Source organism: Chitinophaga parva, from assembly GCF_003071345.1.
In the GTDB taxonomy this organism is placed as follows: domain Bacteria; phylum Bacteroidota; class Bacteroidia; order Chitinophagales; family Chitinophagaceae; genus Chitinophaga; species Chitinophaga parva.
This window is the reverse complement of record NZ_QCYK01000001.1, coordinates 1469110-1495709: the sequence shown is the minus strand read 5'-3', so window position 1 is coordinate 1495709 and position 26600 is coordinate 1469110. Positions and strand designations below refer to the sequence as shown.

Here is a 26600-nt window from a genome sequence, read left to right as displayed (position 1 = left end):
GTGTTTTTAAGCCCGGCTTGCATTTTTGGTAGCGCCGAGTGTTAAACAGTTTTAAAATCCGCGAAACTTAACATCATCTTGTAGATTGGTTTTCATCCAGTTATACCCGGGCTGCACCTATGATATTTAAAACCGGTTTAAACGCTTTGGCCAGAGCGCGGTCAAAGTCTTATTTTGTGACAAAATTCGACCGGATTTGCAGAAGTTATTGATGCTCATAGTGATGAGCTTGGCTATAAGACTCCCAACTTTCGCCCAAACACAGACTGATACCGTTGCCAACGTAAAGCCAGCCGGCCCGCTTGCGGATACCGTGCTCAGATCCAGGGACCCGCGCAAGCGCTCCCTGATCGCTTTCCCGGTGGTAGCACGCTCCATAGAAACAGACTGGAGCATAGGCGCCGTAGTGTCTTACACGTTTCATATCTCCAAGGACACGGCCACCCGCACTTCAAACCTGCAGGGGCTGATCCTGTACTCCCTCAATAAACAGCTGGTAACGGCAGCTACCGGCACCACTTATTTTCCCAAAGAGAAATACATTCTCAACTACCAGTTCTCCTACAGCTACTTTCCCGATAGCTTCTGGGGCCTGGGTAAGAATACCCCGGATTCTGCCAAAACGCCTTACACCTTCCAGCAGTATTTTGCCTACCTCCACCTCATGCGCAGCCTGGGGCACAACCTGTTTGTAGGCGTGATGTACGAACAGCAAAACCTGCTGCGTGTAAAGCATACCCCTGGCGACCTGCTGGACCAGGAGCAGGTGGTGGGCCGTAATGGCTACCTGGTGTCCGGCCTGGGTGCCAGCTTTACGTACGATAGCCGCAACAACGCCTTTGCACCGGATAAAGGCTACTTTGCGCAGATCTTCTTCAACCACTTCGATAAAATATTCGGCTCCGATTATAACTACACCAACTTTGTGGTAGACCTGCGCATGTTCAAGCGCATTTACAAAGACCAGGTGCTGGCCGTGCAGTTGTATGATTTCAACAACTTTGGCAAGGAAGTGCCGTTGCGCAGCCTGGCATCCTTTGGCGGGGCAAACAGTATGCGCGGCTATTATGATGGGCGCTACCGCGATAAAGAACAATTGGTGCTGCAGGCAGAATACCGCGTGCCTCTCTTCTGGCGCTTTGGCGCCGTGGGCTTTGCAGACTGTGGAGATGTGGGCCATACCATGCTGGACTACCAGCTAAAAAACCTGAAGTACTCATTTGGCGCGGGTTTGCGCCTGGCGTTGGATAGAAAAGAGAAGCTGAACCTGAGAGTGGATTATGGTATAGGGCAAGGCAGCAACCACGGGTTATACTTCCAATTGGGAGAAGCGTTTTAAAATATTCCGGCATACAGCCTGGTGCAGGAAAGATCCCGCATCCGCGAAGAAAAAGCACGCCGGGCTGGCGTCATAAAAAAGGCCGCAAGCATTTCACTTGCGGCCTTTTCGTTTATACCTTTCCGTTAGCGCTTGCGGTTTTTCCTCATCTGCACCTTTTTCCCGGCACTTACCGCTTCTCTTCGTGTATGCCTTCCCGTTAGCCCTTACTGCTTTGCGGCGGCTTCGGCTTTCTTTTCTGCTTTTGCTTTTTTCTTGAAATAACCTCTCAGCAGGAAGTTGTGCTGGGCGGCCTGCAGGTCTTCATCCAGCTTACCAGTGCTGGTCTGCAGGTTGTAGATGATCTGGCGCAGGTTTGCTGCGGCGGCGGTGTCATGGAGCAGTACGCCTACGGCGGAGCTATCGTTGCTCAGGGCACCATTTACGCTGCTGCTGGCGCCTTTCAGGTCGGTTACCACGCCATTGGCAGTAGAAGCTACCTGGTTCAGTTGTTTTACAGTACTGCGCAGCTGGGCAAAGACCACGGTATCGCTTACCAGGTCATTGGCCAGGGTACCGGGTTTGTGCAGCTGGGCGGTGTAGTTGTTCAGGTTTGCCGTGATCTGCTGCGTGTTGGCAGAGGCCTGGCGCAGGGCCTGTGATACGGCTTCCAGCGCATTGTAAAGCGATTCATCATTCAGCAGCTTGCCAATAGAGCCTTCGCCGGCGGCCAGCTTGCTGCTGATCACCTTCAGGTTGCCGGTAATGTCCACCAGGTTCTTATTGTTCACCTGCAGGGTGTTCATGATATCGTCTGTGCTGATGCCATTGTCTACCCCGATCACATCGCCGGATTCGAGGGTGGGCGCGGCGGGGGTACCGCCAAACAGCACCACGATGCGGTTACCGATCAGCCCGTCAGAACCGATCTTGGCCTTACAATCCTTGTGGATATACTGGGTATAATCTTCCTGTACATTCAGGAGCACTTTTACGGTTTCGGAGCCGGTAAATTCAATTCTTTTCACGGTACCGATCTTTACACCGGAGTACCAGATATTGTTGCCCGCCTGCAGGCCGTTAATGTCTTTGAAAAGCGCGCTCACCTGTACGGAGCGCACAAAGGTTTTCTTTTGTCCGCCCAGGGTGAGTACCGCTATCAGCATAATGAGGATGCCGATAAAAATGAAAATGCCAACGGTAACCGCGCGTTTGTTCGATGCGTTCATATGCTACTGAATAAAGTTATAGTCGTAAAAGCTCTGGATCACTGGATCTTTGGTATTGAAAATATCATCGAAGCTGCCTTGCTTCACAAACTTGCCATTGAGCAGCATCGCGATCTTATCGCCGGTGGTCTTGGCACAGGTAAGATCGTGCGTAATGATGATGGCGCTGGTGCGGTAGCGTTCCTGCACTTCGTTAATGAGGCCATTGATCTCCGTACTGGTAATGGGGTCCAGGCCGGCGGTGGGCTCATCGTACAGCATGATCTTGGGCGTCATGATGAGGGTGCGGGCAATACCGATGCGTTTGCGCTGGCCGCCGGATAGTTCCGAGGGCAGCTGGTGCAGGGCCTGGGACAAGCCCACGGCATCCAGCACCGTTTCCACCGCCTTGCGTACTTCCGCGTTGGAAAGATGGCGCACATTGCGTTTCAGCGGGAAGGCCAGGTTCTCCCCCACGGTCATACTATCATACAAGGCACTGTTCTGGAAGGAAAAACCGATCTGGCGGCGCAGGTCGCGCAGCGCATGCTCATCCAGCAAGGGCACTTCCTTACCCAGTACATTTACCGTGCCTGCATCGGGGTAGAGCAGGCCGGAGATGATCTTGATCAATACGGACTTACCGGTACCGGAGCGGCCCAGTACCACCACGTTCTCGCCCTGGTGCACCTGGAGGTCCACCCCTTGCAGTACCTGGTTGCTCCCAAAGGATTTGTACAATCCCTTGATGTCGATCACCACCTCGTTATAGTTAATATTTGGTTTGTTCTCTTTCATTACTAACGGATGAAGTTAATGATCTGTACAATGAACATCTCTTCAATGAAGATGAGGAACATGGATACCACTACCGCCACGTTGGCCGCTTTACCCACACCCTGTGTACCCTGGCTGGCATTCCAGCCCTGATAGCAACCCACCATCCCGATGGTGAAGCCATAGCAGATGGCCTTGATCATGGAAGAGCCAAAATCCAGGAAAGAGATTTTGTCGAAGGCAGACTGGAAGAAGGTGAGCATGCTGGTAGCCTCGTTGAGATGCACATCCAGGAAAGACCCCATCATGCCCACAAAACCGGTATAGGCCATCAGGATGGGTACCACCACAGTGGTAGCCAGCACGCGGGTCACTACCAGGAATTTAAAAGGATTGATGGCAGAGACTTCCATTGCATCTATCTGCTCGGTCACACGCATGGAGCCCAGTTCCGCACCAATGCTGGAACCCACCTTACCGGCGCAGATCAGCGCCGTAACCAGGGGCGCCAGGGCGCGCACAATAGCAATACTCACCAGGGAGGGCAGCCAGGAAGTGGCCCCGAACTCCGCCAGGGAAGGGCGCGATTGTTTTGTAAATACCATACCGGTGATAAACCCTGTAAGCGTGATCAGGGCCAGTGAGCGGTACCCAATCTGGTAGCATTGGCGAATAAATTCCCCACGTTCAAAAGGCAGCCTGAAAGCTTCCCGGAAGAATTTACGGACGAACAGGAATACCTGGTAAATGGTAATGAAGATCTGATCTATCTTCCTTGATATGACTGGTTTTTCCGGTTGCCAGTTCGATGAATCCATGGGCGTTATTATTATTTATTTCCGCGGCCGCAAACATATCACATTTAGTTAGCATGCAATAATTTATGTTTGGGTTAATTGTGGACATACAATTATTGTTCCCTAACCCGTATGGCCGGCGAACGGGACGGCGCTGCGAAGTTAATCCTCTCCCGGAATTTACCCATTTGAATTTTGAGCAAGCGCTACCCTAATTTCTTATTTATTTGTTAAAATAAAGTCATAATGGTTAAAAAAACGATAAAATAATTGGGTTTTTCAGTATTTTCAATCAAATCGAACCTGCAACTACAGATTTTGACCAGATTTCGACGAGAATTTAGATTATGCACCAAACATTAAAGCAACTCCCTATGCGGGTTGGCCTGTTGTCCGCGCTGGCATTCTGTACGGCGGACTGCCTGGCCCAGGCCCCTGGAACCACTACTGCCACTGTTAGCAACGGTACGCCCGCCTTTGCCACAGTCGCCGTCAGCAATGCACCTTCCTTTAATACCGGTGCCGGGATAGCCGGGCTTCCCTCCTTTTCCAGCATGACCGGCAGTGGCTCTGGGCACGCCGGCCTGCCACAGCTGAATGGACTGCAGGATACCAGCCTGCCGCGCACGGAGGGTTTGCTGCAAAGCATCCCCATGAGCAGGGAGCCGGTGAGATCATTCCATCTTACTACCGCCGGCGTTACGGTGCCGCTGGTCCTTATCGGCATTGGTGCCGCGGGGCTCAGCACCAATTCTCTTATTTATAAGCTCAATCATAATACCGCCCACGAGCTCCGTGAAGATTATCCACGCTTCCATACCTCGCTGGACGACTACCTGAAATTTGCGCCGGCCGTAGCCACCGTGGGCCTGGAAGCTGCGGGCGTAAAAGGCCGCCATACCGCCGCGCAAACAGCTGTGATCTCCGCTATCAGCCTATCCATTGCCTTTGGCAGCACGGAAGTGGTAAAACGCATTACCAAGGAAACCCGCCCGGATGGCAGTGATAACCTGTCTTTCCCTTCCGGCCATACGGCTGCAGCCTTTGCATCGGCAGAGTTGATGCGCCTGGAGTTTAAAGATACCCACCCGGTGCTGGCATGGAGCGGGTATATGGCCGCCGTGGCCACCGGCGCCATGCGTATGCTGAAGCAGCGCCACTTTACCGGCGATGTGGCCGCGGGCGCAGGCTTTGGCATACTAAGCACGGAAGCGGCTTACCTGGTATACCCGGTGGTGCAGCGCGTGTTCTCCCCTAAAAAGGATGCCGCACCTAAAATGACGCTGCTGCCGCAATACAACACACAGTGGAAAACAGCCGGCCTGGCTTTCTCTTACCACTTCTGATCTCCTTACCATTTACATAATTCATCAACCAGGGTCCGGGCCCCGTGCAGCTGCGCGGGGCTTTGCTATGAAATGCAGTTTATTTTCAGCATCTTTAACGCACTTTTTCAGACAACAGGAAATCATTCAAACGTTATGCACTATCTCGCTCACTCCTTACGCTACCAGGATATGCAATACCGCCGCTGCGGCAGGAGCGGTATCCAGTTGCCCGCCGTATCGCTGGGCCTCTGGCACAACTTCGGCGGCACGGATGTTTTTGAAAATGGCCGCGCCATCCTGCGCACAGCATTTGACAATGGCATCACCCACTTTGACCTGGCCAATAACTATGGTCCTCCTCCCGGCTCCGCCGAAGAGAATTTTGGCCGCATCATGCAAACGGATTTCAAACCCTACCGCGATGAGATGATCATCTCCAGTAAGGCCGGCTACTACATGTGGGAAGGACCTTACGGCGAATGGGGCTCTAAAAAATACCTGGTATCCAGCCTGGACCAGAGCCTGAAGCGCATGCAGCTGGACTATGTGGACATCTTCTACCATCACCGCCCCGATCCCAACACGCCCCTGGAAGAAACCATGAGCGCGCTGGACCTGATCGTGCGCCAGGGAAAGGCCCTGTACGTAGGCATTTCCAACTACCAGGCCGATGATGCCCGCAAGGCCATTGACATCCTGCAACAACTGGGTACACCCTGCCTCATCCACCAGCCTAAATATTCCATGTTTGAACGCTGGGTAGAAGGCGGCCTGCTGGACGTGCTGGAAGAAAAAGGGGTGGGCTGCATTCCCTTCTCCCCGCTGGCACAGGGCCTGCTCACAGACCGCTACCTGCACGGCATCCCGGCAGATTCCCGCGCGGCGCTGGGGCATTTCCTCAAAGCAGAGAACATCACGGAACAGCGCCTGTCACAGATCAAACGGCTCAATGATATAGCTACCGCCCGTGGCCAGCAACTGGCCCACATGGCACTGGCCTGGATCCTGAAAGACCAACGGATCACTTCTGTGCTGATAGGCGCCAGCAAGGTGTCACAGCTGCAGGACTCCCTGAAGTGCCTGGAGCATACGCAATTCAGCCCGGAAGAACTGGCGAAGATAGATGCGATCCTGAAAGAGGCGTAATGCATTCAAACATAAAAGAAAGCCGCTGGCATTTATCACACCAGCGGCTTAGAAAACAGATTATAACGGTTAAGCTTATACGAAATTACAAAAAACCTACAATGCTTTAAATACGGCAATACCATTGTGACCCCCAAAACCAAACGTATTACTCATTGCTACCTTTACTTTTTTCTGCAGGGCTTCTTTCAGCACGATCTGCAGGCTGGAAGGAATAGCAGGATCAATCACCTCCGTGTTGATGGTGGGTGGCACCACGCCATCCACGATGGCCATAATACTGGCAATGGCTTCCACGGCACCGGCAGCGCCCAGCAGGTGGCCGGTCATGGACTTGGTAGCACTGATGTGCAGGTGTGTTGCATCGTCCCCGAAAAGGCGGTGCACCGCGGTGGTTTCACTCAAATCGCCCACAGGAGTGGAAGTGGCGTGCACGTTGAGGTAATCCACATCACCGGGCGTAAGGCCGGCATCCTGCAGGGCCAGCTGCATGCCTTTCAGCGCACCCAGGCCTTCCGGATGGGTGGCCGTCATATGATAAGCATCCGCGGTCATGGCAGCACCCGCGACCTCGCAATAGATCTTAGCGCCGCGGGCTTTGGCGTGCTCGTATTCTTCCAGGATCAGCGTGCCGGAGCCTTCCCCCATTACAAAACCATCGCGGTCCACATCAAAGGGACGGGAGGCATGTGCAGGATCATCATTGCGGCTGCTCATGGCTTTCATGGAACTGAAGCCTCCCACGGATGCACGGGTAATAGGTGATTCAGAACCACCGGTGATGATCACCTTGGCCTTACCCCAGCGGATGTAATTGAAGGCATCCATGATGGCGGTATTGGAAGTGGCACAGGCAGACACGGTGGTGTAGTTGATGCCCATGAGGCCATATTTAATGGAGATCATGCCGGAGGCCATGTTGGCAATGAGCTTGGGCACAAAGTACGGGCTGAAACGTGGCCGGGACGGGTCTTGCGCGTACTCCAGCAGCTGGTCTTCAAAGGTGGTGAGCCCGCCTTCACCGGTGCCCCAGATCACGCCCGTATCAAACGGGTCCATCTTTGAAAAATCCAGGCCGGAATCTTTCACGGCCTGTTCGGTAGATACCAGCGCGTACTGGGTAAAGGGGTCCAGCCTGCGCACATCTGCCTTATCCAGAAGGGCGTTTACATCAAAGTTTTTCAACTCACAGGCAAAGCGGGTGCGGAAAGGCGTGGCATCAAAATGCGTGATGGCGGCAGCGCCGCTGGTGCCTTTTACCAAGGCATCCCAGAAACTGGCCACATCATTTCCCAATGGTGTAAGTGCGCCTAAACCTGTTACAACTACTCTTTTCATATGTTTTAAAAGTATGTTTAAATATAATGGCTGCAAGCCGCTATGGGCGCAGGTCTTGCAGCAGCTGCCCGCTGATGGCGCCGAAGGCCTGTGGCCCTATCACCCGCGCCAGCAGCAGCGACGACTGCAAACTGGTAATGGTCACCAATGCCCGGTCGTACGGCTCGCCGGTAAAATGGAGCAGCTTTTTTTCCCGGCCGCTTTTCAGCAGGGCGGTGAGCCAGGTGGTGATGGCCGTGGCCATTTCCTGCACCTTTTCCTGCATGGCAGGCGTGAATGTAATATAATCCGGGGTAAGCGATCCCATTAAACAGATCTGGCCACGCTTGCTTTTGATGCCAAAGGTCTGGGTGAACTTTTGCAGCTGCTGGTCTTCCGGCAGCTTTGCCCATTTTTCCCAGGCGGCATGCATCAGTTCCATTTCATGCGCCAGCACCGCTATGCCCAGGTCTGGTTTAGTGGGAAAATGATAATGTACGGCTGCATTGCGGATCTGCAACTGTTGCGCAATATCGGCATAACTGAACGCATTGAACCCGCGGGTACGGATCAGTTCATCCGCCAGTAAAATGATCTGCTGCCTGGTGTCGTTCATGCCCGCAAATTTACTTACTAATCAGTAAGTATCCAAATTAAAAAGGAGGACGGCCATAATGCCGTCCTCCTTTAAATGATATGCCATCTCCTATGCTGCCTGCACAAAAAGCTGGTGCAGGAAAATGTAGGCTACGGAGAAGTAAATGATGAGGCCCGTTACGTCCACCAGGGTAGATACAAACGGGGCCGAAGACACGGCAGGGTCCGCACCCAGCTTCTTCAGCACCATGGGCAGCATAGACCCGGAGAAAGTGCCCCAGAGCACCACCCCTACCAGCGTGAAGCCCACAGCCAGGCCCAGTTCTATCCAGTGCTCCCCATACACGTCCTGCATGATGCCGTGCGCCATCATGTAGTGCCAGAAGGCAATACGCACAAAGCCAATGAAGCCCAGGATGCCGCCCAGCGTAAGACCGCTGAGTATCTCTCGCCGCATGACCCGCCACCAGTCAGACAGGCGCACCTCGCCCACCGTCATGGCCTGGATAATGAGCGTGCTGGCCTGTGAACCGCTATTACCACCGCTGGACATGATCAGTGGCACAAAGAAAGACAGCATGATGGCTGCTTCCAGCTCCTTGGCAAAGAACTGCATGGCCGATGAAGTGAGCATTTCACTCAGGAAAAGGATCACCAGCCAGCCTACACGTTTCTGTATCAGTTTGGGAAAAGAAATATTAAGGTAAGGCTCATTCAGGGCCTCGGTACCCCCTATCTTCTGCATATCCTCGCTGTACTCTTCATCTGCCACCCAGAGGATGTCATCTATCGTTACAATGCCCAGCAGGATGTTATAATCATCCGTTACAGGCAGCGCCACGCGGTTGTTCATCTTAAACACCTGGCTGGCGTGCTCCTGGTCGTCATGCACGTTGAGGGCGATCACGCGGTCGTCTGTGATCTGGTCCATGCGGGCGTGCGGTTCGGCCAGGATGAGGTCTTTGATCCGGATGTCATCTACCAGTTCCCCATGCTCATTCACCACGTATACCACATCAATGGTTTCCATGTGTACGCCAACTTTCCGGATGATCTCGAAGGCCTGGGCCACGGTGTTGTGGATGGAGAGGTACACGTATTCAGGCGTCATCAGGCGGCCTACACTGTCTTCCGGGTAGCCCAGCAGGGAAAGCGTGATCTTGCGTTCCTCGGGGTCCAGCAGTTTAATGAGATCGCGGATCACTTTCTTGGGCAGCTCTTCCAGGAAATCGGTACGGTCGTCCGCGGGCAGTTCATTGAGCAGGGCTGCGGTGCGGGAAGAGTGCAGCTCCCGTACGATGGTTTTCTGGGCATTGATGTCGAGGATCTTGAATACGCTGGCGGCGCGGTGCACGGCCAGGGTAGACATCACCTGGGAAGTGTATTCCGGGTATTCGTCTATCAGCGCGGCAATGTCGCTGATGTTCTGGCTATTCAGCAATTCCTGCAGGGCTGCTTCATCACCGGTGTTCAGGGTTTGTTTTAACGCGTCGCGTAGCCATTTCAGTTCTTGTTCCATACTGCAGGGATTTACAGCCGGATGCCGGCACTTTTACAGCGCGGGCAAATATAGCCAGGTGAAAAAAGTGGTTACTTTCTGGAAAAATTTCACAAAGCAACCAAAAAATAGGGGCACGGGCAAACTTTTTAGGAAAGGCACAGAAAATTAATAAAGGCGGAAAGACAAAGAACCGGCACGCTTTGGGGCGTGCCGGTCCAGGTTTATATCAAACTGTTATTAAGCGATCTTCAGTTGCGGCTGGCCAGGCACCACCTGTCCTCTCAAACTCAGGCCGGGCAAGGCTTCCTGGCCCCGGGCCTCCAGGATGCAAAGCTGCATCATCAGCTCGTCCATGGCGTTCACCGCCTTGGTCCGGCAGGTGACAAACAATACGGCGTCGTCTTCCCGGGCCGATTCTATTGTTTTATAGTTAAACAGCATTACGCGGAAGGCGTCTTTATAGATCGTGCGCTGGCGCGCATCGGGGCAGGTTATGTGCAAACGCATGATGTGGTTCAGGGCTGACAACACCAGCAAACGCAATTCCATCACACGGTTGCTTTCAAACTCCAGGCGCTGCAATCTATCCCTGGCTGCTAATAACTGTTCCATTGTCCTATGTCTTTGAGTGTGTATGAGCCAAAAACCAAAAAGCATTCCATTTAAAACATGCTTGTAAATCAGCATGGGTATTCAGTTCATTTTCAGCTCACACAACAATTCACGCGTCACAGGCACCCCTGGAATAAATGGGGATATTTATCATCATTCCACCGGCAGGGCCGCCTGTTTGAAGAGGCCCAGGTCACTGATGGCCAGGCAAACCGGGGCCTGCGTAAAGCGGAAACGTACTTTGGCAGCGGTTACTGGCTGGTCTAAGCGCAACAGGCGTTGCGACCCGATGCTGGTGCCTTTGGCCACTTCCTTCCATTGCCCGTCTACCCACGCATCTACCGCGAAGGCCTCTACGCGCTGGCCCAGCTTAATGTTCTCCCGCAGGCGCACCACGTCAAAGGTCTGGGGCTTGTGCAGGTCTGCTTCCAGGGAAGCCGTGTGCACACTGTCGTCTGTAGCCCAGTAGGAGTATGCATCGGCGTCTGTGAGGAAGGCGGTGCCAAACTTCGCGTTGTGCTGGCGCACGTTGGAAGCCTTGAGGGTGGCGCCTTTCAGCAGGTTGCTGGCAAAGGTGCCCCTCAGGTAGGTGCCAAAGGCGGCCAGGGCTTTCACATCATTGGGATGCAGCTGCCCGTGGCGGTTGGGTGAGAGGCCCAGGTCCCAGCCGGCGCCACGGCCCACGCTTTTATAGTAAATGTCTGCCAGCTTTGCCGGGGATTTTACTTTTTCATCTTCTTCGGGGTGGTACATCCAGCCCGGCCGCAGTGCCACATCACATTCTGCGGGCATCCAGTACCTGCCGTCCCGTTGGCCTTCAATGCCTTCTTTGTCTTTGGTAAAACCATTGCCCGGCTCCTTGCCTTCTACCGGGGCATGGGGCGTGTAGGTGGCCCAGCAGGTTTCGCCAGCTTCGCCTTTTTCATTGCCTACCCAGCGCACATCAGGGCCTACATCACCAAAGATGGCGGCCATGGGTTGCAGCTTGCGCACCAGGGCCCAGGTGGTATCCCATCCGTAATAGGTGCTGCGGTCTATTTCCCTTTTTTCACGGGCGCCGCCATAGTAACCGTCTCCCCCGTTGGCACCATCATGCCAGGAGAGGAAAAGCGGGCCGTAACGGGTATAGAGCTCCCTGATCTGTCCGCGGTATATTTTCAGGTACTCCGGCTGGCCGTAGGCCGCGTTGTTGCGGTCCCAGGGCGAGCAGTAGATGCCCATTTTCATGTTCAGCTGCTTGCACGCGTTGGAAAATTCGCGCACCATATCGCCTTTGCCATTCTTCCATGGGCTTTTGGAAATGTTATGTCCCGTGGTGGCGGTAGGCCAGAGGCAGAAGCCGTCGTGGTGCTTGGCCACCAGCACAATGCCTTTGAAGCCGCCGGCTTTGGCCGCTCCTACGATCTGGCTGGCGTTAAACGCATCGGGATTTACAATGGCGGGATCTTCATCGCCATAGCCCCATTCTTTGTTCGTGTAAGTATCCGGACCGTAGTGGATGATGCAGTACATGCCTGTTTCATGCCATTGCAGCTGGGCTTTGGAAGGCAGTGGTCCGTAAGGCTTAGGCGCCTGCGCACGCGCCAGGGAGGCTGCGGCGAGTAGAAAATAGCAACACAGTAATTTCTTCATAAGTGAATACGTAAGTCGTTAAACTAGCGACAAAGCGCGACATATACACGTATTTTTTGGGGTACGGGGCAATCTGGTGCCAGGAATGGATAAGAAAGTATTACTACGCAACTTCCCGCTCCTTATCCTGCACATACATCACGGAGAGGGCCGCCAGCAGCATGAACACGCCCGCCATTACCACCGCGTAAACCGGCTGCCCTCCATACAGATACTTCTCGATCATGCCACCAAAAATGCCGTTCACGATCTGCGGAAAGGTGATGAAGAAGTTGAAGATCCCCATATACACACCCATCTTGCGCGGGGGCAAGGTACTGGAAAGAATGGCATACGGCATAGCCAGGATACTGCCCCAGGCCAGGCCCACACCGATCATGGGAATAACAAGAAATGCCGGGTGCTGTATAAAATAAATGCTGATCAATCCGATGCCCCCCGCAACGAGGGAAAGTGCATGTGTCAATTTACGGCTGGTCTTACTGACTATCACGGGTAACAGTAACGCATATACGGCGCTTACGCCGTTGTACACACCGAACATCACATTCACCTGGTTACTGGCATCTGCATACGTGGAAGAACTGGTATCGCCCGGTAAGGTATGGTATACAAATTGCGCAATGGCCGGCGTGGTGAACACCCACATGGAAAACAAGGCAAACCAGGAAAAGAATTGCACCAGCCCCAGTTGGCGCATGGCCTTGGGCATGTTCGCAAAGTCGCTGAAAATAGTACTCAGACCACGTTTAGCCTCCAGTGGTGCTTCCTGTAAAGTCACAGATGTAGCATTACCGGTTGCAGTTGCATCGCCTTCAAAGCTCCGCATTTCTTCCGGTGAATATTCTTTCGTAGAAAGGATGGTCCACAAAATAGTAGCGGTCAGTACAAATGCCCCGATGTAAAAAGAATAGACCACATTCCTGGGTACCACGCCCGGGTCATCCGTCTTGGCCACGCCGAGGTAATGATCCAGCCAGTAAGGCATGGCAGAACCCATCACGGCCCCCAGGCCTATTAAAAATGTTTGTACAGAAAAGCCCGCACTGCGTTGCGCATCCGGCAGCTTATCCCCCACCAGCGCGCGGAAAGGCTCCATGGCCACATTGATAGAAGCATCCATGATCATAAGCATGCCGGCACCAATGGCAATGGGTGGCAGCAAAGCCGCCATCACACCGGCATTGGGCAGCAGCACCAGCGCCAGTGCGGTGAGGATGGCCCCTGCCAGGAAGTAAGGTTTACGCCGCCCCAGCCTGTTCCATGTACGGTCACTATAATGCCCGATGATGGGCTGTACAATAATGCCGGTAAGCGGTGCCGCCAGCCAGAATAAAGGAAGGTGCGCCACGTCTGCTCCAAAGGTTTGCAAAATGCGGGACGCATTCCCATTCTGCAGGGCAAACCCAAACTGGATCCCTAAAAACCCCATGCTCATATTCCAGATCGCTGCTTTAGACAGCCGTGGCTTATCCTGTTTCATGACGTGCATTAAAATGTGATATACAAAAGTCGGCAGTTAGGAGGTGGTAAAATTTTTAACGCCCTATCTCATAAATGGCCGCATCATACGGCCCCACCTTTACCGGGATATTGTTAGCCTGCCCCGCCACCAGGGAGTGGCCAGACAGCAGGTCCTTAATGGTTTTGCCTGACACACCGGGCAGGGTAAGCTGCGCATCCAGCGCCTGGTTGTGGTCAAAGTTGAGGACTACCAGTAACTGCTGTGTGCTGCTGGTACGCAGGAATGCATATTGTTTGTTACTGAAACCGGGACAGTCCTTGATCTCCTGGAACACGCCATTTTGCAATGCAGGGCTTTGCGCCGTGATGTTCAATAAGGTGGCATAGAAATTACGCAAATTCCGCTGGTCATCCGTAAGCTGGCCACCATCAAAGGCGCCGTTGTTCATCCAGGCCTGATGGGCGGCTACCCCCCAGTAGTCAAAAATGGTGGTGCGGCCATCTTCTCCGCCAAAGCCTTCCACACCGGCTGCGCGCTCCCCTTCTTCCTGGCCAAAGTAAACCATCACCGGGCCGCTGCCCAGTGTAGCACAGGCTACCATGGCGGGCCTTGCATACCACGCGTTGCCCGCAAAGCCGGGCGATGCCACACGCTCCTCATCATGATTCTCCAGGAAGCGCACCAGGCGGGAAGGGTCCAGCTGTGATTGGGTTTGCAGGACGTGATCTATATCACTTACCTCCGCACCGGGTTCATTGCGGATAAGGCGTTTCAGTGCATCGTACATACCTACCTTGTCATAGAGATAGTCAAAGCGGGCTTCGTTCAAGTACTTCGTATAGTCGTTCGGGTTATATGACTCAGCCACGAATATAATACCGGGATTCACCTGCTTTACCTGGGGGATCACCCAGCGCCAGAAGGCTACGGGTACCATTTCTGCCATGTCGCAGCGGAAGCCGTCCACATGCTTGTAGGTCCAGTACAGCAGGATGTCGCGCATCTTTTGCCACACGGGAGGGATGGGATCAAAATGATCTTGATTGGCCTGGTAGTCTATGCCGTAGTTGAGTTTCACGGTTTCATACCAGTCATCCACGGAAGGCGTGGCACTGAAAACATTGTTGCCAGTGGCCTTCGCGGGATTTTCCACGTAAGGTTTATAAGGCAGGTCGCTGAGCATGGCCTTCAGCTGCGGGTTCAGCATACCGGGTACCACCAGTGTTTGCCCGGGCACATAGTAAAAATCATTATGGGGGCTGAATACAACACTGGTATTGTCGGCTGCGCCGAAATCCGCCACCCCGGCTGGTTTCGCATCGGAGTGGTAATTACGTGCCACATGGTTGGGCACAAAGTCCATTACCACTTTAAGGCCATGGGCGTGGGTGCGGTCTATGAGCGCCTCCCATTCCGCCATGCGGTTGGGCACAGACACGGCCAGGTCCGGGTCCACATCATAATAGTCCCGCACTGCATACGGCGATCCTGCGCGGCCTTTCACAATAATGGGATCATCCGCGGGAATGCCATAGGCGCTGTAATCCGCCATGCTGGCGTGTTCCAGCACACCGGTAAACCACACGTGCGATGCGCCCAGTTGCTTCATGCCTTCCAGGGCCTTGTCCGTAATGTCGTTGAACTTACCTACGCCGTTCTGCTCCGCGCTGCCGTAAAATTGCTGGTGCGTTTGTTTGTTACCATACAGGCGGACCATCAGTTGATAGATGACCAGCTTGTGGTGGGTATGACCTGCTTCGTTTTCCATAGTCTCCTGGGCATGGGCAGCCCCGCTGCTTAGGAGCCACAGCGCAGCCACCATTAAAAGTGTGTATTGTTTTTTCACCTTCAATTTACGCTTTTATTAATTCCTGGCTGAGGCCTACGGTAGCACCTGCGGCGGCGGTAAGCGCCGCCCCGTGAATGAACACGGTGATCTCATGGCTGGAAGCATTGGTGATTTGTACCTGGCGTTGATCAATTTGTACGTGTAAAATAGCCCCGCGGAAACGGATCTTGAACGCAAAAGACGTCCATTTGGAAGGCAGGAAGGGTGCAAAGTGCAGCTGCCCGTTGCGCACGCGCATGCCGGCAAAACCCTCTACCACGCTCATCCAGGTACCTGCCATGGACGTGATGTGCAGGCCATCTTCCGTATCGTTGTTATAATCATCCAGGTCCAGGCGGGAAGTGCGCAGGTAAAATTCATAAGCACGTTGCTCATCCCCGAGCTTTGCCGCTACAATGGCATGTACACAGGGAGAAAGCGAACTTTCATGCACCGTACGCGGCTCATAGAAATCATAGTTGCGGCGGATGGTGTCAAGATCATAGCGGTCTTCCAGGAAGTAAAGTCCCTGTAATACGTCTGCCTGTTTAATGAAGCAGGAGCGCAGGATGCGGTCCCAGCTCCATTTTTGGTTCAGCGGGCGCTCACTGGCCGGCAGGTCCTTTACCAGGATCTGTTCTTTATCCAGGTAACCATCCTGCTGCAGGAAAATGCCCAGCTCCTTTGATGCGGGATAGTACATATTGTCTATCACGTGCTGCCATTGCGTGGCTTCTTCTGCTTTGAAGCGGGTGAGCTGCAACAACTCATTGTAACGCGCGGCCTCCTGCTGCTGCACATACTGCAATGATTGCAGGGTATACTCCAGGCACCAGGTAGCCATGGTGCTGGTGTACCAGTTATTATTCACATTGTTCTCATATTCATTGGGGCCGGTAACGCCCAGCATCACGTACTGATGGCGGTCATTGCTCCAGCTTACGCGCTGTGCCCAGAAGCGGGCAATGCCGATGAGCACTTCCAGGCCATACTCCGCCAGGTAAGCCGCATCGCCGGTATAGCGGATGTAGTTGTAAATAGCAAATGCAATGGCGGCGTTGCGGTGGATCTCTTCAAAGGTGATCTCCCATTCGTTATGGCATTCTTCCCCGTTCATTGTCACCATGGGATATAAGGCGGCGCCATCTTTGAAGCCCAGCTTCTGTGCATTCTCAATAGCCTTTTGCAGGTGGCGGTGACGGTACACCAGCAGGTTACGGGCCACTTGCGGCCCTGCGGTAGCCAGGTAAAAAGGAATGCAGTACGCTTCCGTATCCCAATAAGTAGATCCCCCATATTTCTCTCCGGTAAAGCCTTTGGGACCAATGTTCAGGCGCGCGTCTTCACCGGTGTAAGTTTGATTGAGCTGGAAAATGTTGAAGCGGATGCCCTGCTGTGCGGCTACATCGCCCTCAATGACAATGTCGCTCTCTTCCCACTTGCTGGCCCAGGCAGCCGCCTGCTCCTGCTTCATCACGTCAAAGCCTTTCGTCACCACATCGGCCATTATATTTTTTGCATGCGCCACCAGCTGGTCTTTCGGGTGGTTTTCAGAAGAGAGGTTCACCGCGTATTTATACACCACAACTTCCTCACCGGCATTGGCCTCCGTGTGGTAAGTGGCGGCAATATATTTGGCCTCCGCGGTGGTCACCTGGGGAGCCAGTGCAGCACCGGCGCGCTCCACCACGCAGTGCATGCCGGTGGTTACCTGGAACGCCGTTTTGCGGGTTTCCAGGGTAAGGTAACCTTCATGGTTCACCAGTTCATGGGCAATGGGGTTCCAGAACTTTTCGTCATAGTTGGCGTCCTGGTTGCGCACATCCCCATCCACGTAAGGTGTTATTTCCAGGCGGGCGGATGCATCCAGCGGGGTAATGCTGTAGCGTACGGCCCCGGCCTCATCATCCACGATGCTGCAAAACCTGACCGCGTGTATGCGTACCCGTGTACCATTTTGCAGGGTAGCCGTGAAGCTGCGTTCCAGGTAGCCTTCCTGCATGTTCAGCACCCGGCGGAAACCTTCCGTTTTGCAGGTAGCCAGGTCCAGCACCTCCTCATTTATTTTCAGGTGAATGCCTATCCAGTTGGCTGCATTCAGCACCTTGGCAAAGTATTCCGGGTAGCCGTTCTTCCACCAGCCCACGCGGGTCTTGTCCGGGTAGTACACGCCGGCTACGTAGCTGCCTTGCAGGCTTTCACCGGTGTAGTCCTCTTCAAAGTTAGCGCGCTGGCCCATGCGGCCGTTGCCAATGCTGAAAATGCTTTCAGAGATTTTATGCAGGTGTGGTTCAAATCCTTCTTCAATAATGTTCCAGGCATCCTGGAGAATATAATGCTTCATGCACGCAGTTTTCAGTTCAGTTTAAAGTGTATCCAGGTCTTGTGGGGTGATCTCACGCAGGTCACTCACCACGCGGTCTGCCAGCTGCAGCACGCTGGCGCTGCCTATGCCCACACATTTCATTTGCGCCGCTTTGGCCGCCTGTACGCCGGCTTCCGCGTCTTCAAACACTACACAGTGTATATTGTCTACCCCCAGTTGCTGTGCACAAGTCACGAACACTTCGGGATCTGGTTTTGATTTAGTTACATGGTTGCCATCCACCAGCACATCAAAGTAGGGCAGCAGCCCGGTGTTCTGCAGGATGATGGCGGAGTTCTTGCTGGCAGAGCCCAGGCCTGTCTTCAAACCTGCTGCCTTGGCCGCTTTCAGGAAGTCCAGTGCACCGGGCAGTATTTCCGCGGGTGTCATTTTGCTGATCATCTCCACGTACCATTCATTCTTGCGGGTGGCCAGCATTTCCTTTTCCGCAGGGGTTTTCTGCTGGTGGCCCCAGCCCAGTATTTTGTCCAGTGAGTCCATGCGGCTGATGCCTTTCAGTTGCTCATTCTGCTGCTCGGTAAAATCAAATCCCATTTCGTTGGCCAGCCTTTTCCAGGCTTTGTAGTGGTACACCGCGGTGTCTACCAGTACGCCATCCAGGTCAAATATGCACGCTTGTATCATTCGCAAAAATTAGGGTATGCTAACCAGGTTTACAATAGTGGTTCGTTATGAATCTGTTGTCATTTTTTCAACTCCAGCACCAGGGTGGTAAAGGCGGGCACCGCCACGGTGCTGATAGATGGCAGTACTTCCTTATTCACCACATTTACCGCGCGGGTGTAGCCCTGGGTCCTTTCGGCAAAGCGGTCTGTACGCACCGTGGTATCCTTGTCGGTACCGTTCATGATCATCATGAGGGTCTTGTTGTTATCGTAACGGAAGTAGGTGTAAATGCCTGCTTCCGGCACAAACTGCATGAGCTTACCCGTTTGCAGCACCGGGTTTTCCTTCCGGTAATTAGCCAGGGTACGCAGGTAGTTGAACAGGTCATTCTCTGCCGCGGTGCGGCCCTGGGCGGTGAATTTGTCCACACTGTCCTTTGGCCAGCCACCTTTAAAGTCTTCCCGCACCAGTCCATCCGGGTTGCTGAAATTTTTCATCATGATCTCTGCACCGTAGTACAGTTGCGGCACACCACGGGTGGTAAGCAGCCAGGCAAGGGCGGCCTTGTACTTCGCTGTGTTCTCCCCTATCACGGAGTAAAAGCGGCTCAGGTCATGGTTATCCAGGAACACCACGTTGCGGGTGGGATCCTGGTATTGGTAGTCACTGGCCAGGGTATTGTAAAGGCGGATCACACCGTCGTCCCAGGTATTGGATTTGGCATTGAGCGCATCGCCAATGGCCCAGAGCAACTGGAAGTCCGTAACGCCAGGCAGCTCCGTGTTGATACCACGGTTCACCGTATTACCTGCTGTAAAGGCCACCTGGTTGGGTACTCCATGCACAAAAGTTTCTCCAAACACGCTAAGCCGGGGATATTCCGCTTTGATGATCTTACCCCAGACGGCCATATAATCTGCATCGTTATAAGCATAGGTGTCCAGCCGGAAGCCATCCACCCCGGCATATTCCACCCACCACAGGTGGCTTTGGGTGATGTAGTTGCACAGGTAAGGATTGTTTTCGTTCATGTCCGGCATGTGGGTATCAAACCAGCCATCGGTCATGAGTTTTTTATCTGCTTTGGATGCGTAAGGATCGTAAACGGGTTGCTCGCGGAAATTAGAGCGGGTAAACGTGGGCCATTGGTGCACCCAGTCTTTCATGGGCAGGTCCTTCACGGTCCAGTGGTTCAGCCCCATATGGTTGTGCACCAGGTCTTGAATGAGTTTCATGCCGCGCTGGTGCAGTGCGTCGGCCAGTTTTTTATATAAGGCATTGGTTCCGTAGCGGGGATCTATCTGGTAGTTTTCCGTATTGGCGTAGCCGTGGTACGATGCATGCGCCTCATCATTGGTGAGCACGGGGTTCAGCCACACGGCCGTTACTCCCAGGTCTTTCAGGTAGTCCAGGTGGTCTATCACACCCTGGATGTCGCCCCCATGGCGGTAATACATGGAGTCGCGGTTCAACGTGGTCTCTGCCATTCCCTTCACCACATCGTTGGTCACATCGCCATTTGCAAAGCGGTCCGGCATGATCAGGTAGATAAGGTCTTTACTGGTTACCCCCTGTGCTTTCACGCCATTATTGCGTGCATGGAGCGTGTAAGTGTATTTCAGATCCTTCTCTCCTGCCTTGCTAAAAACAATCGGGAACGTTCCCGGTAATGCATCTTTTGTGATGTCAATATCTACGAATACATAATTAGGATTTTCCACCTTGTGCACCTCCAGCAGTTGCACTCCGGGATAGCTGAAATGTACGCTGCGTGTAGCAATATTGGCTCCATGCACAATGAGCTGGATCTTGTGGTATTGCATTCCGGTCCACCAGCTGGCAGGTTCTACCCGCTCCAGTTTGGGCAGTTGCTGTGCCCCGGCCTCCAGGCCGCCTATCATGGCTAAAAGTAAAAAGATCCGTTTCATGAATTCCGTGCTGCTGTTTGAAGAGAAAGCATGGATGAGCCATGCCCATCCATGCTGCTATAAATTTATTGCTTTTCTATCGTATAGATGTAATTACCCGGCAGGCTCAGATCCAGGGTGATCTTGTAAGTGCCGGCTTCCGCAATGTTAATGGCATTGCCGGTGGCAGCCGGGTCCAGCAGGGCATCTCCATCCGTATCGCCATACGTCCATTTGGCATCATGGTTCACGCGGAAATCCAGGGTACCGGCGCCCAGGGTCACCGTGGCGCTCCACAGGCTTTTCACGGCATTGGTGGCGGTAAGGTCCTTGTCTGCATTGCCGGTGGCAGCGCCATACAGGGAGAAGCTGGTTACAGCCACGTGGGTCCAGGTAAGGGCATCCATATTAGCATTGATGTAATACAGGCCGGCATCCGCCAGGGTGAGGTTAGGCCCGGAGGTAGACAGTGTGCTGCTGGTGCCTCCGTAGTTCTTATCATCCCAGTTGCGGGCCACGTTGATCTTGAACTGGGAGCCGGCGCGGAACACCAGGAAGCCCTGGTAATAGGCATCGCCGGTACGCTTGGCCAGGGAAGGCGCGGTGCCGGGGTCCCAGGTGGGCAGACCGTAGGCATCGGAATAATCGCCCGGTACATATACCAGCGGGTATTTCGGGATCACGCGGTAAGGATTGATCACCAGGCTCACAGAGTCTGAGATGCTGGCGGCATCTGCCAGGTAATTGGTGGTGCCCACCTTGGCGCGCATGCGCGCTACCATATCATTATCCTGCCCAAAAGTGAGGCCCAGTGCGGCCGCCACATCATTGAGCGCTGCTACCGTCATCGTGGTGGAAGTACCAGTTACGGTTACATTATAAGGGCTGGCAAAGCCATTGCCTTTCTTGTCAAACTGCAGGGTGTAGGTCACCACGCCCTTGTAACCAAAATTCACCGGCGCCCAGGAGATCTGTTCGATCACGGAGTCCTGGTAGCTTTCCTGCATCACCAGTTTATTGGTGTTGGAAAAAGTAAGGGAAGGCTTGCCCGAAGGGGTAGCCACCTGGCCCGCATCTTTCTTGCAGCCCGTCATAACGGCTACGGCTACACTGAGCGCCAGGATCATTCTTTTATTAAATATCGTTAGCATTTTTTATCAGTATTTGCTGTGGAGAAAAAAGCAGCGCCGGCAGGAACGCCGGCGCGGCGATCGTCTTTATTTGTAGCCGTCGTTTTGCACGAGGTTGGGATTGGCGATCAGGTCTGCACTTGGGATGGGCAGGATGTTGTAGGCATCTTTTACGCCGGCGCCATTCATGGTGCCACCTTTCCATGCCCACAGGTAAGCGGCGGAAGTCTGCTTGCCAAAACGGATCAGGTCTGTTCTGCGGGTAGCTTCCCAATACAGCTCACGGCTTCTTTCGGCCAGGATAAAGTCCAGGGTAAGCTGGCCTGCTGTAATGTTGCCGGACGTGCCGTGATAGGCGCGCTGGCGCAAGGTGTTCACGTATTGGAGGGCTGTGGCCGCATTGCCACCGCCGCCACCGCGCAGCACCGCTTCTGCATACATCAGGTATACATCTGCCAGGCGGAACATGGGGAAGTCTGTATCCACAAAGTTGCCGGTAGCATCATGTCCCTGATGGCCCGCGCGGTCTACGTTGCGGAACTTGGTGAGCGCATAGCCCTGTTTGAAATCCTTGGTCGGATCGTTCGGGATCTCGCGGGACTGTCCATCGGTCCAGAACATGGCGCGGCGGTCTGTAGCGCCGGTGATGTCGGTGAACTGGCTTACGAAGGTAGGCGTAACACGCATGCCGCCCCAGCCGCCATTCACACCAAATGCAGCAGAAGGCATGCTACCCCCGATCATACCATGGATAATGAAGTTCATGCCACCGTATGATTTGGTTTCAAGGCCATCAAACGTAATGGGAAGGATCACTTCATTGTTCATGGTGTTATTGTCTGCCAGGAACAGGTTCTTGTAGGAGTTCACAGAATCCAGGTTGATGGAGTAACCTGCTGCGATCACCTTGTTGCAATAGGTGATCACATCCGTGGAATGGTCTTCCCCAATGTACACAGAAGCGTTCAGGTACAACTTGGCCAGCAGGGTCCAGGCGCAGGCCTGGTCCACACGGGCATACTCATTGCCACGGGCGGCCACCAGTGTACCTTCTATGGCTTTCAGCTCACTCTCCACATAGGCATACACTTCTTTGCGGGAGGCCTGTTTGGGCGTAAATGCGCCCACCGGGTCTTTCTCCGTTACAAAAGGCACATTGCCGTACAGGTCCATGGCATGCCAGTAGCTCAGGGCGCGCAGGAAGCGGGCTTCTGCCACGTACACGTGCGCGGTAGCCAGGTTATCACCGGTAATGTTATTGCCAGCCAGCTTATCGTCTGTGGTCTCCCGGATAAATTCATTGCACAGTGAGATCTGGTAGTAGATACGCTGGTACATCGTACGTACAAAAGGGTTGTCTGCTGTCCAGTCCAGATTATGCAGGTCTTGCAAACCCGCGTCTGTCCAGGTGATCAGGGCTTCATCCGTGGGCAGCTCTTCCCACTGCCAGTACTGGCGCAGGTAGTTAGAGGTACCTTCATCAATGCCGGAAATATCAGGTTTGCCGGCAGGGCCGGTCTGGCCACTGATCGCAAAACCTGCATACAGTTTTGCCAGCACACTTTTATAGTTGTTGAAATCTGCATACACACTGGCGGAGGTAGAACCTACCAGGGGCGTACGGTTCAGGTCTTTGGTGCAGGCACCCAGCGTGAGCGCTATCATGCCTCCTACCAACCAGTTCTTCATCCGTTTATTATTCGTTTTCATGACTGTCTTTTTGTTTGATTAGAAACCCAGGTTAATGCCCAAAGAGAACGTGCGCGGACGCTGGTAGAATTTGTCATCAATACCGTTGTAGATCTCAGGATCCACGCCGGAATACTTCGTGATCACAAACAGGTTCTGGGCGCTGGCGGTGGCACGCAGGTCCACTTTCTTGCCGATCAGTTTACCAAAGTCGTAGCCAATGCTCAGGTTATCCATGCGCAGGAAAGACGCATTTTCCAGGTAGTAGTCAGACATGCGCTGTGACTGGGTGAACTGGGTGTGCAGTACATCCGATGTAGCGTTGGTCAGGTACAGCGGCGCTGCAATGTTTGCGTAAGTACCAAAGTTGGAATTGATGTTATTGTACAGGTAGTTACCCAGGTTTGCGCGTACGGAAAATGCCAGGCTCCAGGCTTTGTAGCTAAAGCTGGAATTGAAGCCCATGGTCACTTTCGGGTTAGGAGATTTATTGGGCACCAGGTCAGAAGCAGTGATGGAGCTATCGCCGTTATGATCAATGTAAGCACCTTCAATGGGCTTGCCGTTCTTGTCATACACCTGGTTGTACAGGAAGAAAGTAAAAGGCGCGTAGCCTACTTTATGTACCTGCACCATATCACCGGTACCACCGGAAATACCACCCACCTGGATGATGGGGTTATTACCCTTTACCAGGGCCAGGTTCGTGATCTCTACTTTGTTGTAGCTCACGTTGAAACCGGCGTTCCAGGTGAAGTCCTTAGTGGTTACCACACCTGCATTCACGGTAAATTCAAGCCCCTTGGTGGTAATGTTACCTACGTTGGTGTAGATCTGGTTCGTCAGGTTAGAACCGGAAGCCACCGTTACCTGGCTGATCAGGTCACTGGTCTTTTTGGTATAGTAATCAATCGCACCGGCAATGCGGCCATTCAGGAAACCGAAATCCAGGCCGGCATTGTAAGTAGTAGTTTGCTCCCACTTGATGTTCGCATCATACCCTTCTGGGCGCAGGGTAGTGATGAAGTCCTTGCCAAACTGGTATGCAGCAGTGTTATCGCCCGGCGTGTACACCGGCAGGGAAGGATAGTCATTACCCAGGATGTCCTGCTGGCCGGTGATACCATAACCCAGGCGCAGTTTCAGGTCGGACAATACTTTTGAATCTTTCAGGAAACCTTCCTGGGCAATGCGCCATGCAAAAGCCACAGACGGGAAAGTACCCCAGTGCTGGCGGAAGCGGGAAGAGCCATCGCGGCGCACCGTTCCGGTCAGTAAATATTTATCGTTATAGGAATAAGTAACACGGCCAAAGTACGACAGCAAAGTGTTCTGTGTTTTTACCGGCTGCGGGGTAGTGGAAACGGTATCGCCCTTGGCATTCAGCGTAGGATAACCGGGTTGTGACAACCAGAAGTCCTGGTAAGAGTAACCGGCGGTGGCGTCAATGTGGCTGCGGATGCCTTTCAGGTCTTTTACATAGTTGAAGTAAAAGTCCAGCAGCTGGTTCTGTTTGGCCTGGCTGTAGGCAATGTACTGGCCACCATTGATCACCGCGTTACCAGCGTATGCAGGGTAGGTGTTGGTGCCTTTACTTTCAGAATAATCAGCGCCCAGGTTCAGTACTGCATGCAGTTCCGGCAGGAAGTGCATGCTGTAGTCCAGTTTCACGTTGCCAATAGCGCGGTTCACGCGGGCCTGGTTGTGCTGCAGTTCCAGCATACTCACGGGGTTGCGCGTAGCGAGGCTGGAAATGCCGGACGCAGCGCTGGTATCCACCCACTCAAAGTAGCCACCAAAGGGGCTTCCAGCCTTATACACCGGTTGCGTGGGATCAAAGGTCACCGCGGCATTCACAGCGCCCTGGTCTGCAAAACGGGTCTTTTGTGTAGCACCTTTAAAGCTTACATCTACAGACAGGTGATTGTCCAGGAATTTGGGATTCAGGTTTAGCGTGACGGACTGGCGGTCCAGGTTAGATGTTCTGAGAATACCATTCTGGTTGGTATAGCCCAGTGCCAGGCGGTAAGGCAGGTTTTTGATGCCGCCGCTCAGGCTCAGGTTATTATCCGTCGCAAAAGCGTTCTGGTAAATCTCGTCCTGCCAGTTGGTGTTGGCATCGCCCAGCAGGTAAGCCTGGTTGGGATTGTGCGCTTTGATCGCCGTGCGGAACTGGTCTGCGCTCAGCACTTTCACTTCCCCTTCTTTTACAGACAGGGAGTTTACGGTGTTGAAGTTTACATTGAGCTTTTTGCTGGCGATGCCCTTCTTGGTGGTGATGAGGATCACACCGTTAGATGCACGGGAACCGAAGATAGCAGTAGCCGATGCATCCTTGAGTATATTGAAGGATTCGATATCATTCGGGTTGATGAAAGACAGGATATTGGAAGCCCCTACGATCTGATTATTATCGATAGGCACCCCATCTACTACGATCAGCGGATCGTTGGACGCATTGAGGGACGCGCCCCCGCGGATGCGGATGGTGCTGCCGGCGCCTGGCGCGCCACCATTGCTGGTAAGCACCACACCTGCCACTTTACCCACGATCAGCTGATCCGGGGTGGTCACCGTTCCTTTATTAAAATCCTTGGTGCTGATGGTGGTGATGGAGCCCGTTACGTCCGATTTCTTGGCCGCACCGTAACCAATTACCACTACCTCATTGAGGCCCTGCTGGTCTGTCTGCATTTTCAGATCCAGGGTTTGCGCGCCGCCTGTAACAGTTACCGGTTGTTGCAGGGTATGATAGCCAATGTAATGTACTTCCAGGGTGAAGTTGCCCACAGCCAGGCCAGAGAGCTTATAGCTGCCGGTACCGTCTGTCTGGGTATTTTTCATGGTACCTGCTACCACGATGGTAGCGCCGGGAAGGGGCTGGCCGGTGTCGTCGGTCACACGCCCGCTGATGCTGCCCGATTGCGCATAGGTGAACAGGGACATCAGCATAAAACATAGTAGCCATCCGTGTTTGAACAGGATACTTCTTTTCATGAACAAAGTCTTTAAGTTGGTAAAAATTTACAGGCGCAGGGCAGGAACGGGAATAGCTACGCTAATCCCAGGAATACCCTGAGACGCTGGCACGTGGTAAAACATTGAAGTTTAAAAAGACGAAAGTGGGCAGCGGAAGGCGGATAGCACTTCGCTACATCGTGGTCGTGGAAAACGGTGAACCGCTGTTTTAGATTTTTGAAACTGCTGTTTTAGATTTTAGAATACTGTTTTATTACGGTCGTTGATCTGCATCTCCACAGGCGCAGGAAGATGACTGCCTGAAGCCCGGGAACGTTGCCGGTATCGTTCCCGAATTTTCATAACGTTTTGCTAAAGTAGCCAAAAATCCGGTTTTG

General features: G+C 53.4%; 19 protein-coding genes. 3 read left to right on the top strand and 16 right to left on the bottom strand.

Translation table 11 applies throughout. The annotated features are described in order from the left end of the window. The first annotated feature begins 229 nt into the window (after positions 1-229). Complete coding sequence (locus DCC81_RS06360) at positions 230-1339, top strand: BamA/TamA family outer membrane protein (protein WP_205686263.1); 1110 nt, start codon at positions 230-232, stop codon at positions 1337-1339. Positions 1340-1545: 206 nt separating this feature from the next. Here the strand turns inward: DCC81_RS06360 and DCC81_RS06355 are convergent, their stop codons facing one another. The 3 genes from DCC81_RS06355 to DCC81_RS06345 are packed head-to-tail and all read right to left on the bottom strand — an operon-like array spanning position 1546 to position 4121. Then, positions 1546-2547 carry an MlaD family protein gene (locus tag DCC81_RS06355; protein WP_108685725.1) on the bottom strand — a complete coding sequence of 334 codons (1002 nt, stop codon included), beginning with the start codon at positions 2545-2547 and terminating at the stop codon, positions 1546-1548. 3 nt (positions 2548-2550) lie between these two features. Next, a complete protein-coding gene (locus DCC81_RS06350) occupies positions 2551-3324 on the bottom strand; it encodes an ABC transporter ATP-binding protein (RefSeq protein ID WP_108685724.1) in 774 nt (257 codons plus the stop codon). A gap of 2 nt (positions 3325-3326) precedes the next feature. Continuing rightward, the gene (locus DCC81_RS06345) at positions 3327-4121 is read right to left on the bottom strand and encodes an MlaE family ABC transporter permease (RefSeq protein WP_108685723.1); all 795 of its coding nucleotides are present in this window, start codon (positions 4119-4121) and stop codon (positions 3327-3329) included. A 326-nt stretch (positions 4122-4447) separates the two neighbouring features. Between DCC81_RS06345 and DCC81_RS06340 the strand changes: the two genes are divergently transcribed. Both DCC81_RS06340 and mgrA read left to right on the top strand, forming a co-directional pair. Further along, entirely contained in the window at positions 4448-5446 is a 999-nt protein-coding gene (locus DCC81_RS06340; RefSeq protein WP_108685722.1) for a phosphatase PAP2 family protein, read from the top strand. Positions 5447-5581: 135 nt separating this feature from the next. Further along, positions 5582-6574 (top strand): L-glyceraldehyde 3-phosphate reductase, encoded by a 993-nt coding sequence (gene mgrA / locus DCC81_RS06335; protein WP_108685721.1) that lies wholly within the window; start codon positions 5582-5584, stop codon positions 6572-6574. 96 nt (positions 6575-6670) lie between these two features. On the opposite strand, the gene fabF is transcribed toward mgrA, so the two are convergent. The 13 genes from fabF to DCC81_RS06270 form a co-directional block, all read right to left on the bottom strand. Next, positions 6671-7912: a beta-ketoacyl-ACP synthase II gene (gene fabF, locus DCC81_RS06330; RefSeq protein WP_108685720.1), complete on the bottom strand. Its 1242-nt coding sequence runs from the start codon at positions 7910-7912 to the stop codon at positions 6671-6673. A gap of 40 nt (positions 7913-7952) precedes the next feature. Next, complete coding sequence (locus tag DCC81_RS06325; protein ID WP_108685719.1) at positions 7953-8507, bottom strand: TetR/AcrR family transcriptional regulator; 555 nt, start codon at positions 8505-8507, stop codon at positions 7953-7955. A 90-nt stretch (positions 8508-8597) separates the two neighbouring features. Then, a complete protein-coding gene (gene mgtE / locus DCC81_RS06320) occupies positions 8598-10007 on the bottom strand; it encodes a magnesium transporter (RefSeq protein ID WP_108685718.1) in 1410 nt (469 codons plus the stop codon). Positions 10008-10226: 219 nt separating this feature from the next. Continuing rightward, a complete protein-coding gene (locus DCC81_RS06315; protein WP_133177569.1) occupies positions 10227-10601 on the bottom strand; it encodes a hypothetical protein in 375 nt (124 codons plus the stop codon). 153 nt (positions 10602-10754) lie between these two features. Continuing rightward, positions 10755-12233 carry an alpha-L-fucosidase gene (locus tag DCC81_RS06310; RefSeq protein ID WP_108685716.1) on the bottom strand — a complete coding sequence of 493 codons (1479 nt, stop codon included), beginning with the start codon at positions 12231-12233 and terminating at the stop codon, positions 10755-10757. A 103-nt stretch (positions 12234-12336) separates the two neighbouring features. After that, positions 12337-13716, bottom strand: coding sequence for an MFS transporter (locus DCC81_RS06305; protein ID WP_205686261.1), 1380 nt, complete (start codon positions 13714-13716; stop codon positions 12337-12339). 55 nt (positions 13717-13771) lie between these two features. Then, entirely contained in the window at positions 13772-15544 is a 1773-nt protein-coding gene (locus tag DCC81_RS06300; protein WP_133177568.1) for an alpha-amylase family glycosyl hydrolase, read from the bottom strand. Between the two features lie 7 nt (positions 15545-15551). Further along, complete coding sequence (locus DCC81_RS06295) at positions 15552-17870, bottom strand: glycoside hydrolase family 65 protein (RefSeq protein WP_108685714.1); 2319 nt, start codon at positions 17868-17870, stop codon at positions 15552-15554. 21 nt (positions 17871-17891) lie between these two features. Beyond that, positions 17892-18536: a beta-phosphoglucomutase gene (pgmB, locus tag DCC81_RS06290; protein ID WP_240612913.1), complete on the bottom strand. Its 645-nt coding sequence runs from the start codon at positions 18534-18536 to the stop codon at positions 17892-17894. Positions 18537-18595: 59 nt separating this feature from the next. Then, a complete protein-coding gene (locus DCC81_RS06285; RefSeq protein WP_108685712.1) occupies positions 18596-20446 on the bottom strand; it encodes a glycoside hydrolase family 13 protein in 1851 nt (616 codons plus the stop codon). A 65-nt stretch (positions 20447-20511) separates the two neighbouring features. Beyond that, the gene (locus DCC81_RS06280; RefSeq protein WP_108685711.1) at positions 20512-21576 is read right to left on the bottom strand and encodes a SusE domain-containing protein; all 1065 of its coding nucleotides are present in this window, start codon (positions 21574-21576) and stop codon (positions 20512-20514) included. A gap of 66 nt (positions 21577-21642) precedes the next feature. Beyond that, positions 21643-23265: a RagB/SusD family nutrient uptake outer membrane protein gene (locus DCC81_RS06275; protein ID WP_108685710.1), complete on the bottom strand. Its 1623-nt coding sequence runs from the start codon at positions 23263-23265 to the stop codon at positions 21643-21645. Between the two features lie 18 nt (positions 23266-23283). Beyond that, positions 23284-26241, bottom strand: a complete 2958-nt coding sequence (locus DCC81_RS06270; RefSeq protein WP_108685709.1) for a SusC/RagA family TonB-linked outer membrane protein — start codon at positions 26239-26241, stop codon at positions 23284-23286. Positions 26242-26600: the final 359 nt, after the last annotated feature.